Source organism: Erwinia rhapontici (genome assembly GCF_012271765.1).
Classification (GTDB): Bacteria; Pseudomonadota; Gammaproteobacteria; order Enterobacterales; family Enterobacteriaceae; genus Erwinia; species Erwinia rhapontici.
The window spans coordinates 237,540-249,963 of sequence record NZ_VRKO01000018.1 but is presented as its reverse complement, the minus strand read 5'-3'; the positions used below and the strand labels follow the sequence as shown (position 1 = coordinate 249,963).

At 55.5% G+C, this 12,424-nt stretch carries 13 protein-coding genes and 1 riboswitch; of the genes, 8 read left to right on the top strand and 5 right to left on the bottom strand.

Features of this window, described 5'->3' with window-relative positions; all coding sequences use genetic code 11:
* Positions 1-351: 351 nt before the first annotated feature.
* Positions 352-1,260 carry a gluconeogenesis factor YvcK family protein gene (locus FVB43_RS24040; RefSeq protein WP_133841178.1) on the bottom strand — a complete coding sequence of 303 codons (909 nt, stop codon included), beginning with the start codon at positions 1,258-1,260 and terminating at the stop codon, positions 352-354.
* A 165-nt stretch (positions 1,261-1,425) separates the two neighbouring features.
* A riboswitch (molybdenum cofactor riboswitch) is annotated at positions 1,426-1,561 on the top strand.
* Here FVB43_RS24040 and moaA point away from each other — a divergent pair.
* From moaA to FVB43_RS24010, 6 genes are all read left to right on the top strand, one after another.
* Complete coding sequence (gene moaA, locus FVB43_RS24035; RefSeq protein ID WP_133841177.1) at positions 1,552-2,538, top strand: GTP 3',8-cyclase MoaA; 987 nt, start codon at positions 1,552-1,554, stop codon at positions 2,536-2,538. Its footprint overlaps the riboswitch before it by 10 nt.
* Positions 2,539-2,574: 36 nt before the next feature.
* Positions 2,575-3,090 (top strand): molybdenum cofactor biosynthesis protein B, encoded by a 516-nt coding sequence (gene moaB, locus FVB43_RS24030; RefSeq protein WP_167864904.1) that lies wholly within the window; start codon positions 2,575-2,577, stop codon positions 3,088-3,090.
* The gene (gene moaC, locus FVB43_RS24025) at positions 3,091-3,576 is read left to right on the top strand and encodes a cyclic pyranopterin monophosphate synthase MoaC (protein ID WP_133841175.1); all 486 of its coding nucleotides are present in this window, start codon (positions 3,091-3,093) and stop codon (positions 3,574-3,576) included.
* Positions 3,569-3,814: a molybdopterin synthase sulfur carrier subunit gene (moaD, locus tag FVB43_RS24020; RefSeq protein WP_133841174.1), complete on the top strand. Its 246-nt coding sequence runs from the start codon at positions 3,569-3,571 to the stop codon at positions 3,812-3,814. Before moaC ends, moaD begins: the two co-directional genes overlap by 8 nt.
* A 1-nt stretch (position 3,815) precedes the next feature.
* Positions 3,816-4,268 (top strand): molybdopterin synthase catalytic subunit MoaE, encoded by a 453-nt coding sequence (gene moaE, locus FVB43_RS24015; protein ID WP_159338070.1) that lies wholly within the window; start codon positions 3,816-3,818, stop codon positions 4,266-4,268.
* Between the two features lie 36 nt (positions 4,269-4,304).
* On the top strand, positions 4,305-5,396 hold the full coding sequence (locus tag FVB43_RS24010) for a DUF1615 domain-containing protein (RefSeq protein ID WP_133841172.1): 1,092 nt from the start codon (positions 4,305-4,307) through the stop codon (positions 5,394-5,396).
* Positions 5,397-5,429: 33 nt separating this feature from the next.
* On the opposite strand, the gene FVB43_RS24005 is transcribed toward FVB43_RS24010, so the two are convergent.
* Positions 5,430-7,376 carry a methyl-accepting chemotaxis protein gene (locus FVB43_RS24005; protein WP_133841171.1) on the bottom strand — a complete coding sequence of 649 codons (1,947 nt, stop codon included), beginning with the start codon at positions 7,374-7,376 and terminating at the stop codon, positions 5,430-5,432.
* A 247-nt stretch (positions 7,377-7,623) separates the two neighbouring features.
* Between FVB43_RS24005 and FVB43_RS24000 the strand changes: the two genes are divergently transcribed.
* Positions 7,624-8,334, top strand: a complete 711-nt coding sequence (locus tag FVB43_RS24000; RefSeq protein ID WP_167864903.1) for a Bax inhibitor-1/YccA family protein — start codon at positions 7,624-7,626, stop codon at positions 8,332-8,334.
* Between the two features lie 224 nt (positions 8,335-8,558).
* Here FVB43_RS24000 and FVB43_RS23995 read toward each other — a convergent pair whose 3' ends face one another.
* Genes FVB43_RS23995 through FVB43_RS23985 form a run of 3 tightly spaced genes read right to left on the bottom strand, consistent with a single transcriptional unit; the run spans position 8,559 to position 11,514 of the window.
* The gene (locus tag FVB43_RS23995; protein ID WP_133841169.1) at positions 8,559-9,512 is read right to left on the bottom strand and encodes a lysylphosphatidylglycerol synthase domain-containing protein; all 954 of its coding nucleotides are present in this window, start codon (positions 9,510-9,512) and stop codon (positions 8,559-8,561) included.
* Complete coding sequence (clsB, locus tag FVB43_RS23990) at positions 9,512-10,756, bottom strand: cardiolipin synthase ClsB (protein WP_133841168.1); 1,245 nt, start codon at positions 10,754-10,756, stop codon at positions 9,512-9,514. Before clsB ends, FVB43_RS23995 begins: the two co-directional genes overlap by 1 nt.
* Positions 10,753-11,514 carry an endonuclease/exonuclease/phosphatase family protein gene (locus tag FVB43_RS23985; protein WP_133841167.1) on the bottom strand — a complete coding sequence of 254 codons (762 nt, stop codon included), beginning with the start codon at positions 11,512-11,514 and terminating at the stop codon, positions 10,753-10,755. Before FVB43_RS23985 ends, clsB begins: the two co-directional genes overlap by 4 nt.
* A 183-nt stretch (positions 11,515-11,697) precedes the next feature.
* Between FVB43_RS23985 and FVB43_RS23980 the strand changes: the two genes are divergently transcribed.
* Positions 11,698-12,087 (top strand): YbhQ family protein, encoded by a 390-nt coding sequence (locus FVB43_RS23980; RefSeq protein ID WP_133841166.1) that lies wholly within the window; start codon positions 11,698-11,700, stop codon positions 12,085-12,087.
* Positions 12,088-12,424: the final 337 nt, after the last annotated feature.

The following is a 12,424-nucleotide window of genomic DNA, read 5'->3' as shown; positions in this document are numbered from 1 at the left end:
CCTGTGCCGGCTCTCACTCTCACCGCCGTCCTGGCGGTTCGTCCTGGTTCACTGCGCTTCCTCAGTGCTGCTGAATGCCGCCTCAACGTCAAAATCCAGGTCAAAACCAAGATCCAAAATCCTGATTCAAATCAATCCGCAGAGACTGTCACATGGTGGGGGTTGTAATACCTACAGCGAGCAGACGTTCTGCGGGGATGGGGCCAGTTTGAGGTAAGCCGGACGTCACGCGGCAGGGACGCCGCGTGCCGAGGCCCGCATGGATGCGGCAGTTGCCGATCCGGCGTGCTCAAACTGGCCTCAGACCTGAAGCCGAATGATCAGACATTAATTTTTCCGGTCGCCCCGTCTTTACACCATTGCCTGCACTGCGTGCTCCAGCGCCATACGTAGCAACTGGCGATCGTGGCGATACGGAATATCTCCGGCCTCCAGCGGTTCCTGAATGATCAGTCGCCCGTCGAGTTGGCTGCTGTCGACCTTTGGCCCCAGCACCAGCGCATCAATCACACGTTTGCCTATCGCCTTCTCCATCATGGCCAGCTTATCGGTGACCGTCAGCTTCGCGGCCGCCGGGCTGAGTTCTTTCCCGAGATTACCAATAAACACCATCGTGGCCGGCGTGCGGCGCAGGGCCTGAGCAATCTCAGGCAGCAGCAGAACGGGCATCAGGCTGGTGTAAAAACTGCCCGGACCAATCAGGATCAGGTCAGCTTCGCCAATGGCCTCCACCGCTTCACGCGTGGCGCTGACTTTGGGCGCGAGCATCAGCTCCTGCGGCGGTTGTATCATCTGATCAATTTCAGTTTCGCCGTATATCAGATGGCCTTCTTCATCCAGCGCCACCAGGTCAACCGGCTGCTCGGACATCGGGATCAGGAATGCATCCACCTTCAGCAAATTGCGGATCAGATTGATAGCTTCAAACGGCCTGACGCTGAGGTGATCGAGGGCTTTCAGCATCAGGTTACCGAGGTTATGCCCTGCCAGCTCACCGTTACCGGCAAAACGGTACTCAAACATGGCGGAAGCAACGCTCGGTTCGGCGATCAGCTGATTCAGGCAATTACGCATATCGCCCCAGGCGATACCGCCTTCAGAGCGGCGTATACGCCCGGTGGAACCCCCGTTATCGGTGGTGGTGACAATGCCGGTCAGGCGGGAACCCAAAGGTGAAAGGGCGGACATCACACGGCCCAGACCGTGTCCTCCCCCTAATGCTACCACGCGGTCGAGGTCAGCTAACGTGCGATTTCGCATAATATCCATTCGTCATGTGATGAAACTGTTATGAGCCTTATTTTACGCTAAACGTCCGCTAAAATGCGGGGAAAATGCGTTATATATAATAATACATAGCGAAATACTGCGCTGGTAACCCTGCTGTATTAGCGCTAACATTTGCGCTATCACGGTTTACCGATGTTCGGTGAATCACACTTAAGCCCTGATACCTGTGTCCTGCTGGATATGGTGTCCTGGCCGCAACCGTTGAGTTGCCAGGGTGCAGAAAGAAATGACTGCATCTCCCTATCTGGAAAGGTGTCACAGGTGCCACAATTTACTGATAACTTCGCGCGCAGGTTTTATTACCTGCGCCTGTCGATCACCGACGTGTGCAATTTCCGTTGCACTTACTGTCTGCCCGACGGTTACAAGCCGCAGGGCGCGCAGAACAAAAGCTTCCTGTCGCTGGATGAAATCCGCCGCGTCACACGTGCCTTCGCCGCAGCAGGTACGGAAAAAGTGCGCCTGACGGGCGGTGAACCTTCCATGCGCCGTGATTTTACCGAGATCATCGCGGCCGTGCGTGAAAATCCTTCCATTCGTCAGATAGCCCTCACCACCAATGGTTATCGCCTGAAGCGCGATGTCGCGCAGTGGCGTGCTGCCGGGCTGACCGCGCTGAATGTCAGTATCGACAGCCTGGATGCGCGCCAGTTTCATGCCATCACCGGGCAGGATAAATTTGATGACGTGATGCGCGGGATTGATGCGGCCTTCGACGCCGGATTCAGCAAGGTAAAAGTCAACACCGTACTGATGCGTGACGTCAATCATCAAAGCCTCGATACCTTCCTCGACTGGATACGCACCCGTCCCATTCAGCTGCGTTTTATCGAACTGATGGAAACCGGTGACGGTGGTGCACTGTTCCGCAAACACCATGTATCCGGGCAGGTGATCCGCGACCAGTTAGTGCAACAGGGCTGGGTGCAGCAACTACGCGCCCGCAGTGACGGCCCGGCGCAGGTGTTCAGTCATGCGGATTATCAGGGTGAAATTGGCCTGATCATGCCGTATGAAAAAGACTTTTGCGCCAGCTGTAACCGTCTGCGCGTCTCTGCGACGGGAAATCTTCATCTCTGCCTGTTTGGCGATGGCGGTGTGCCACTGCGCGATTTGCTGGCCGATGACAGCCAGCAGGCCGAATTACAGGCGCGTATTGCCGGTAGCCTGACGACGAAGAAAGAGACGCATTTTCTCCATCAGGGAAATACCGGTATTACACAAAATCTCTCGTTTATCGGCGGCTAACAGCCGACGATACAGGCGTTAATCTAAGGAGTATATATGGGCAAAGGATCAACGGATTTTATCCCCCTTAACGTGGCGGTACTCACCGTCTCCGATCGCCATACGACTGAAACTGACAGCTCCGGCGACTATCTGCGCGAAGCGCTGGCAGAGGCCGGGCACCACACGGTGGAGAGCGGTATCGTGGCGGATAACCGCTACGGTATTCGTGCCGAAGTCTCGCGCTGGATCGCCAGCGATAATGTGCAGGTGGTGCTGATTAACGGCGGCACGGGGTTTAACGAGAAAAACGCCACGCCAGAGGCGTTACTGCCGCTGTTCGATCGCGAGATTGAAGGCTTTGGCGAACTGTTCCGCATGATCTCCTATGAGGATATTGGCACATCTACCCTGCAATCGCGCGCGGTGGCCGGTTTAGCCAATAACACGCTGATTTTCGCCATACCGGGATCAACCGGGGCCTGCCAGCTTGCCTGGGAGCGCATCATTCAGGATCAGCTCGATGCCCGCACCCGTCCCTGTCACTTTGTTTCGCATGTGAAGAAGCCGTAAATGTCTCAGTTAACGCATATTAATGCCGCCGGAGAGGCGCATATGGTGGATGTGTCCACCAAACAGGAAACCGTGCGTGAAGCACGGGCAGAAGCCTATGTCGTCATGCGTCCTGAAACGCTGCAAATGATTATCGATGGCAGCCACCACAAAGGGGATGTGTTCGCCACGGCGCGCATCGCCGGTATTCAGGCGGCCAAACGGACCTGGGAGTTGATCCCGCTGTGCCATCCGCTGCTGCTGAGCAAGGTCGAAGTGTCGTTAAGCGCCGAACCTGAACATCACCGGGTTCGCATTGAATCGATGTGCCGCCTGACGGGGAAAACCGGGGTTGAGATGGAAGCGCTGACGGCTGCATCGGTCGCTGCGTTAACGATTTACGATATGTGCAAAGCCGTGCAGAAAGATATCACCATTGAGCAGTGTCGCCTGTTAAGTAAGAGCGGCGGGAAATCCGGTGATTTCCAGGCGGTGGCCCATGATTAACGTGCTGTTTTTCGCCCAGGTGCGCGAACTGGTCGGTATTGATCGCCTTGAACTGCCCGCGGAATATCAGAATGTCGAAGCCCTGCGCAGTCAGCTGGCGCAGCAAAGCGAGCGCTGGGCGCTGGCGCTGGAATCCGGCAAGCTACTGGCCGCGGTTAATCAGACGCTGGTGTCAATGCAGCATCCTGTTCGTGCCGGGGATGAAGTTGCCTTCTTCCCGCCGGTCACCGGGGGCTGAAATGGATACCCGCATTCGCGTGGGCAGTGCGCCCTTCAGCATGAGTGATGAGTACCAGTGGCTGGCGGCATCCGATCTTGACGGTGCCGTGGTGACGTTCACGGGCAAGGTGCGCAACCACAATCTGGGGGATAATGTCAGCGCGCTGAGGCTGGAACACTATCCCGGTATGACCGAAAAAGCGCTGGCAGAGATTGTCGAAGAGGCGCGCGCCCGCTGGCCGATGCAGCGTGTGACGGTGATCCATCGTATTGGCGAGCTGTTCCCTGGCGATGAAATCGTGCTGGTGGGGGTTAGCGGTGCGCATCGGGGAGCGGCGTTTGCCGCCGCAGAATTTATCATGGATCAGCTTAAGACCCGTGCCCCGTTCTGGAAACAGGAAGCCACCGCTGAAGGTGACCGCTGGGTTGCCGCGCGTGACAGCGACCATCAAGCCGCAGACCGCTGGAAATAGCGTATTTATCATTTTGACTCTGCCTTGAGGATTTTCATGCGCCGGATTGAACTGCATCATCTTTTGCCGCTGGCCCTGCTGGTGCTGGCGGGTTGTAGCCATCAGCCGTCGGACACAGCATCTCAGCCGCGCCCGACCGATGTAAAAGCCGATATTGCCCGTCTGTTACCTGCGGGCGTCAGCGATCGTCAGGGATGGACGCAGGATATTTTCGTGGCATTTAACAGCCAGAATATCGTGCCCGACGTCAGCAATATCTGCGCCGTCATTGCGGTGACCGGACAGGAATCTAACTTCAGCGCCGATGCCACCGTGCCGGGTCTGCCAAAAATTGCCTGGGCGGAGATAGATCGCCGTGCCGGGCAAATGCATATTCCGTCCTTCCTGGTGCGCACCGCACTGATGATCAACTCACCGACCGGCAAAAGTTATGCCTGGCGTCTGGATCACGTCAAAAGTGAGAAAGAGCTGAGCGCGGTATTTGATGATTTTATCGATATGGTGCCAATGGGACAGAAGCTGTTTGGCAACCTGAATCCAATCCACACGGGCGGGCCGATGCAGGTCAGTATTGCCTTCGCGGAAGCCAATGCTAAAGGGTATCCGTATCAGGTGGACAGTTCTGTTCGCCGCGAAGTCTTTTCCCGCCGGGGAGGCATGTGGTTTGGCACCCGGCACCTGCTTGGCTATCCGGCTAATTATCCGTCGCCGCTGTATCGCTTTGCCGACTTTAATGCAGGCTGGTACGCCAGCCGTAATGCGGCATTCCAGGCGGCAGTGTCGCGGTTAAGTGGCATTAAGCTGGCGCTGGATGGTGACCTGATCAACTACGGTTCCGACAGTGCAGGATCGACCGAGAAGGCGGTACGTACTCTGGGTAAGCGGCTGGATTACAGTGACCGGGCGATTCGCCGTGCACTGGAGAAAGGCGACAGCATCGATTTCGAGAAAACCGATCTGTGGAAGTCGGTATTTGCTCTGGCTGAGAAAGATGCCGGGAAAAAGCTGCCGCGCGAAGTGTTACCGGGGATCAAGCTGGAGAGTCCGAAGATTACCCGTAATCTCACCACCGCGTGGTTTGCCCAGCGGGTGAACAGCCGATATCAGAGCTGTATCGGTCGTCATTAACAGGGACGGGCATGCCCGTCCCCTACCGCTGTCTTAAACTGATTGCAGTTTGAAAATCTGCACCGTCTGCGCCAGCGTCTTCGCCTGATCTTCCAGCGAAGCCGCAGCCGCGGACATCTCCTGAACCAGCGCGGAGTTTTGCTGCGTTGCGCCATCCATCTGGTTCACGGCGACCGTTACCTGACCAATACCCTGTGATTGCTCATCCGAGGCATGCACAATTTCCCCGATAATGGTTTTCACCGAGTTCACCGCCTGGGTCATCTCCTGCATGGTTTTTCCGGCGCTCTGCACCAGCGTCACCCCCTGATCAACACGTTGAGTCGATTCGCTGATCAGGGCAGAAATGTCTTTCACTGCGTTGGCACTGCGCTGCGCCAGATTGCGCACCTCTGCCGCCACAACGGCAAAACCACGCCCCTGTTCCCCGGCTCGTGCAGCTTCAACCGCCGCGTTCAGCGCCAGGATGTTGGTCTGGAAAGCGATACTGTTGATAATGCTGGTGATAGCACCGATTTTCTGTGAACTTTCATCGATCTGTTGCATGATCTTCACCACCTGCGACACCAGATGCTCACCGCGTTGGGCAATATCCGTGGCATTTTCGGTCAGTGCCGTGGCCTGATGCGCGTTATCGGCGTTATGTTTTACCGTCGCTGTTAACTGCTCCATGCTGGCTGCTGTCTCTTCCAGCGCTGCCGCCTGCTGCTCGGTACGGGAAGCGAGGTCAAGGTTGCCGCTGGCAATCTCTTCTGCACCCTGGCGCACGGAATCACTGGCCGAAATAATCTCACCGACCATATTGCGCAACTGATGCTGCATGGTCTGCATGGCGAAGAAAATACTCTGCTGATCGTTCTTTTTCACCGGAATATTGGCGCTGAGATCGCCTTCCGACACGGCCATGGCGATATCTGCCGCCTGACGCGGTTCGCCACCAATAGGCGTTGCCACTTTACGGCTGAAGATCACGCCCAGCACGCCGCACACCACGATGATACTGATCAGCATCATTGCCACTGCGTACATTAACTGGCGGTTAGCGGCGGCCATCACCAAATCAACCGGAGCGACAACGCTGAGATACCATGAAGCTTTGCTGTTACCGACGGTCACCGGACGCCAGGTTTGCAGCACCTCTTCGCCCAGTACCGGATCAAAGCGTTCGACCATTTTGGTGGTGAAGCCGTCAGTTTCGCCTTTGTACTGCTTACCGGCATCCGCTTTATTCGGACTGGAAACCACTTTACCGGCGGTGGAAATCAGCATGGCATAGCCGCTGCCTTCCCAGGGTTTGATTTTACTGACACGCTCTTGCAGCGAGGCGAGGGAGATATCAGAGGTGGTGACCGCTTTCAATTTACCGTCATCGACAATGACCGCAGAAACCGACGTCAGCAGGGTAGGGATGCCGTTATAAGCGTAGCTATAGGGTTCGGTCAGGGTGTCGCGCTCAAGTTTGCGCGGCACCAGGTAGTAGTCACCCTGGCCTGGTGTCAGGAACGATCCCATAAAGTGCGCTTTATAGTTTCCGGCCTGGTCACGGTCAACAAAACGGGCAAAACGCCCGGCGGGCGGCGATCCTGGCTGGCTGGCGAACTCGGCATCGCGGCCATCAAAGGCATCAGGTTCGAACACGACCGACATCGACAGATAGCTTGGGTTAAGTTTCAGGGAGTAGATCATCTGCTGTTCTGCAATAGCACGATCGCTGATGCCAGAGGCACGCAGAGCGACCAGGCTCTGTCCCATCGATGTGGCGACAGTACGGGCATAATCCAGCTCATTCTGTACGGCCAGTGCCTGGCTCTGGGCGATCTGACCGAGATATTCTTCTGCCAGTTTCCTTTGCTGTTGGCTGGACTGCCAACTGAGCAGTCCAATCGTCACGCTGAAACCGAGGGTGATAGTCAGCACCCCGGTCAGCAGCATCAGTGTACGGGTACTCATTTTCTTTTTTGGAACCGACTGACTCTGCATCTGACTTCCCCCGATGTGGCAATAATGTGATCGCTATGTGTCTTCTTGTAACTAAAATTCCCTGTAAGCGATCTATCGGCAGAAGCTGCACAATCTTTATCCGCTTATTGTCTCACTCCGTAATAACTTCAACAGGTAATCAATCTGGCAAAAAGAGCACGGTTGCAGGGTGGCGGAGCGGGTGGAGTTTGTGCCAAGCTAATAGCGGATCTAACCGTAATTTCATTCACCTTTTAAGGGGAGCATCATGGACCGATATCCACGTTCCAGTGATTCAATCGTACAGCGCGCCAGCACCGGCCTGTCTGTTTATATGGCGCAGGTCTACGGCTGGATGACCTGTGGACTGCTGTTAACCGCCTTTATCTCCTGGTATGCGGCCAATACGCCGCAGGTGATGGAACTGGTGTTTGCCAATCGTATTACCTTCTTTGGCCTGATTATCGTCCAGTTGGGACTGGTGTTTGTGCTGTCGGGGATGGTGCATAAACTCAGCGGCACCGTTGCCACCGTGCTGTTTATGCTCTATTCGGCGCTGACCGGACTGACGATGGCGAGTATTTTCCTCGTGTATACCTACTCTTCCATTGCCAGCACTTTCCTGGTGACGGGCGGGATGTTTGGTGCCATGAGTCTGTGGGGCTACACCACGAAACGCGATCTGAGCGGAATGGGCAGTATGCTGTTTATGGCGCTGATCGGCATCGTACTGGCATCACTGGTGAACATCTGGCTGAAGAGCACGGCACTGATGTGGGCGGTAACCTACATTGGGGTAGTGGTGTTTGTTGGTCTGACGGCGTATGACACTCAGAAGCTGAAAAATATCGGTGAAGGGATCGACGTTAATGATAAAGAGAACCTGCGTCGCTTCTCCATTATGGGGGCGCTGACGCTGTATCTCGACTTTATCAACCTGTTCCTGATGCTGCTGCGGATTTTCGGCAACCGCCGTTAAAACCAGAGTGGGCGAGGCGTGCCTCGCCCCTCCGTGTCTGCATGTCCCGCAGGTGTCAGGCGCGTATCTGAATTCACGTAGGTGTCAGGCGCGTATCTGAATTCACGTAGGTGTCAGGCGCGTATCTGAATTCACGCAGGTGTCAGGCGCGTATCTGAATTCACGCAGGTGTCAGGCGCGTATCTGAATTCACGTAGGGGTCAGGCATGCCTGACCCGCTATCACTACGTTGACAAATTCTTTGCCCGTAACGATTTCGCCCGGCCTTCCAGCCATAAATACAGCACCAGCGCCAGCAGCAGCGGGGCAATAAAATAGAGCACTCGATAGGCCAGCAGCGCGGCGATAATCGCACCATGCGAAATCGGTTCACCACGCAATAACGCCAGGAACACCGCCTCCAACACGCCAATTCCGGCCGGAATATGAATGATTACCCCGGCAATACTGCTGATCAGCAATACGCCCAGCACCTGCGGGAAATCCACTTTCTGCATTAACAGCAGCCAGATAATGGCGCCCATCACCAGCCAGTTGGCGCTGGATACCGCAAACTGAATCAGCGCCATTCGCAGTGACGGGAGCGCCAGCTTCTGTCCTTTGATCGTCCAGCGCCGTTTTTTTGAGAATGCACACAGCGCCAGATACGCCACCACAAAAGCCAGCAGTGCGAAGCCCGTGATACGCAGGGTGCCGGCACCGATAAACCAGCCGCCTGGCACGCTGACCATGCCGGCGCTGAACACCACGCCGGCCACCAGTACATAACCCAGCCAGTTAGTCGCGATACTCAGTGAGAAGATGCGCGTAATGGTGCTGCCGTCCAGGCCCAGCCGTGAGTAAAGGCGATAGCGCATCGCTACCCCTCCGACCCAGGTACTGAGCGTCAGGTTAAAGGCGTAACAGATAAACGACACCAGCATGACCTGGCGTTTTTCCAGCTTATGTCCGCAGTAGGCGCGGCCGATCAGGTCATACAGACCGTAAGTCAGGTAACTGACCACCACCAGCGCCACTGAGCCTAAAATGGCCAGCCGGTTATAATTGACCACCACATTCCAGACATCGGCCCAGTTCACCTGGCGGGCGTAGACCACCAACAGGACAATAACCGCGATAAAAAACAGCCAGGTGAGGACTTTTCGCGTACGTTTCCAGAGTAACGAGGAGGTTGCCATCAGGGTTTTGCCCCTTCGTTTTCCGGTTCAACGCGATCCTGAGTTTCCATCTCCGGCTGAACCGGTGGAGGTACCTGGGCCAGTTTCGGCGTATGGGCCGGCAGCCAGCCTGCAATTGCCGGGAAGTGGCGCAGAAAGTGGAACACCACCACATTTTTAGTGAGCTGCCACCAGCTGCGTGACGGTAGCTGACTTTCCTGCACCCGCTGACAGTCGGCTGACAGCAAGCCCTCCAGGTTATCACGCACCTGCTGATTAAATGCACGATCGTGGATCATTAAATTAGCTTCCAGATTTAGCGACAGACTCAACGGATCAAGGTTACTGGAGCCCACCGTTGCCCACTGGCTGTCCTGCACCGCGATTTTGGCATGCAGCGGGCGACGGCAATACTCATAGACTTCCACGCCGCCCTCCACCAGGTAGTTGTACAGCAGCTCGGCACCCACTTTGACAATCGGCATATCCGGTTTGCCCTGCACGATAAGGCGCACGCGCACTCCGCGCCGCGCCGCCTGACGCATCTCACGCAGCAGGCGATAGCCGGGAAAGAAATAGGCATTGGCGATGATCACATCCTGTCTGGCATTTTTCAGCATTTCGATATAATGCTGTTCAATATCATCGCGGTGCTGATGGTTATCACGATAAACCAGCAATGCCTGGGCATCCCCTGGCGTGGCATTGTGCGCCGGACGGTGAGAACGGTGTCCCCACCAGCGGTAATGTTTTTGTTCGCTGCCGATCTCCTGCTGCACATAGTGTGCAATATCGTCAACAATCGGGCCTTTCACCTCAACGGCATAATCCTGTTTGGCCTGCGGGCCAAAGCTGGCGTTATGCTCTGCGGAATAGTTGATGCCCCCGACGAAAGCGATCGTACCATCGACGACCACGATTTTACGGTGCAGGCGGCGGAACAGATTGGTGCGCATCCCCAGCACCAGCGGACGCGGATCATAATAGAGAAAACGTACCCCCAGCGACGTCAGGCTGTGAACGAATGTGTCCGACAGATCCGGTGAACCATAACCATCCACCATCATCTCGATTTTCACCCCGCGCTGCGCGGCCGCCAGCAGTTCCTCATGGAGGGCGTTACCCACGTCATCCTCAAACAGGATAAACGTCTCCAGCAGCAGGCTGTGCTGTGCGCGGCGGATCGCCCCAAATACCCGGGGGAAAAATTCTTCACCGTTTTCCAGCAGCGTAATCTGGTTGCCCTCACGCCAGTTCAGATTCATAGGTGGATCTCCACGGCGAGCGGGGCATGATCGGAGAGATGTGCCCACGGGCGTAACGGGATGGTTTGCGGATGGCTAATGCCCGCATTGCGCACATAGATACGGTCAAGCCGCAGCAGAGGAAAGCGGGCAGGGAAGGTGCGAGCCGGACGGCCATTTTTGCGGCTGAATACCTCTTCCATCCCCGCCTCACGCTTCAGAATGGCATTCGCCCGCTGGCGCCAGTCATTGAAATCGCCGGCGATCACCACCGGCGCTTCCGGCGGCAATTCATTGACCAGCTGACACATCATGCGCAACTGGGCCGAACGGTGCGCCTCGCGCAGACCAAGATGTACGCAGAGAATATGCAGCGTAACGGGGGAGTCCGGCACCTGAATCTGGCAATGCAAAATGCCGCGTTTTTCCGTGCCCGCAACAGAGATATCCCGGTTTTGATAATCGACGATCGGCAGACGTGATAACACGGCGTTGCCGTGATGCCCCTCCGGATAGACCGCGTTGCGCCCATAGGCAAAGTCTTTCCACATGGTATCCGCCAGAAATTCGTAATGAGGGGTTTCAGGCCAGTCAGCAACGCGTAACTGATGCAACGCATGGCTGCCCATCACTTCCTGTAACAGCACAATATCCGCCCCGGTGTTGCGAACGGCATCACGCAGTTCAGGCAAAATAAAGCGACGGTTAAAGGCGTTAAAACCCATATGTGTATTGATCGTCAGGACTTTAAATGAAAATCCTTGCGCTTTTTGTGACATACTGATGACGCTACCTTCATAACTAATGAAGGATAAAGTGTAGTCTTTGTCACAAAAGTGTGGCGGGATATGCGTTAATTTGCAGCATAATCCGAAAACTACGTTAGTCTGAGGAAATATGTTACTGGCCTGTGTCAGTAACCCGCTTGGGTAACCTTTAACGGAGGTTGCCAGGAGAAGAGCATGAAATGGTCTAATCGTATTCAGATTGTCACCGGACAAAACTGCGTACATATCGCACTGCACCTGCTGCTGATTGCTGCGCTGGTGTGGGGGTGGAAACATCAGGCCTTGTTACAGGTCAGCACGATTTTACTGGCGATGTATGTCAGCGTGTTTGCCGCGATGTTATTGACCCAGCGTTTGCCGCGTCTGCGGCGTATTGGCGATTTTCTGGAAGACGTGACCACCACTTACTATTTTGGTGCCGCAATGCTGGTGCTGTTGGTGCTGTCACGAGTCATCCATAATAACCTGCTGCTGTGTGCCGCAGGGGTCGTTATGTTAGCTGGCCCTGCGCTGGTCTCCCTGCTGGTGAAAGAGCGGGTGCAGCCGAGTCAGCGCCCACGCTAAACCCCAACGGGCCACTTCGGTGGCCCGTCTGTTTTATGGCCTTTCTCTCCGTCGTTTCAATCACTCTGCCAGCGTTAGCAATACCACCACGACCACCACGTGCTGCAGTGTCACCAAGGCCGTCATCACTTCATAAACCTCCTGCATGACAAAAGTGTTGTTACGTTAATGCGTTGTATGCAACAGCAAGCGATCGTTTGTGCACTGTTACAGGCTGTAGCGCATTTTCGGATAACACGATAAGAATAACTCCCTGTGCAGCGTAGGGATCTGTTATAATGCCCGGCTTACGCACCGTGGTTTGTGCTCTCATTCAAGCGTCAGGAATGATCCTGGC

Excerpts from the sequence above, each read along its gene's own strand:
- FVB43_RS24040 (WP_133841178.1), bottom strand. The coding sequence starts at position 1,260 with ATGCGAAATCGCACGTTAGCTGACCTCGACCGCGTGGTAGCATTAGGG.
- moaB (WP_167864904.1), top strand. The coding sequence starts at position 2,575 with ATGGGCAAAGGATCAACGGATTTTATCCCCCTTAACGTGGCGGTACTC.
- moaC (WP_133841175.1), top strand. The coding sequence starts at position 3,091 with ATGTCTCAGTTAACGCATATTAATGCCGCCGGAGAGGCGCATATGGTG.
- moaD (WP_133841174.1), top strand. The coding sequence starts at position 3,569 with ATGATTAACGTGCTGTTTTTCGCCCAGGTGCGCGAACTGGTCGGTATT.
- moaE (WP_159338070.1), top strand. The coding sequence starts at position 3,816 with ATGGATACCCGCATTCGCGTGGGCAGTGCGCCCTTCAGCATGAGTGAT.
- FVB43_RS24010 (WP_133841172.1), top strand. The coding sequence starts at position 4,305 with ATGCGCCGGATTGAACTGCATCATCTTTTGCCGCTGGCCCTGCTGGTG.
- FVB43_RS24005 (WP_133841171.1), bottom strand. The coding sequence starts at position 7,376 with ATGCAGAGTCAGTCGGTTCCAAAAAAGAAAATGAGTACCCGTACACTG.
- FVB43_RS24000 (WP_167864903.1), top strand. The coding sequence starts at position 7,624 with ATGGACCGATATCCACGTTCCAGTGATTCAATCGTACAGCGCGCCAGC.
- FVB43_RS23995 (WP_133841169.1), bottom strand. The coding sequence starts at position 9,512 with ATGGCAACCTCCTCGTTACTCTGGAAACGTACGCGAAAAGTCCTCACC.
- clsB (WP_133841168.1), bottom strand. The coding sequence starts at position 10,756 with ATGAATCTGAACTGGCGTGAGGGCAACCAGATTACGCTGCTGGAAAAC.
- FVB43_RS23985 (WP_133841167.1), bottom strand. The coding sequence starts at position 11,514 with ATGTCACAAAAAGCGCAAGGATTTTCATTTAAAGTCCTGACGATCAAT.
- FVB43_RS23980 (WP_133841166.1), top strand. The coding sequence starts at position 11,698 with ATGAAATGGTCTAATCGTATTCAGATTGTCACCGGACAAAACTGCGTA.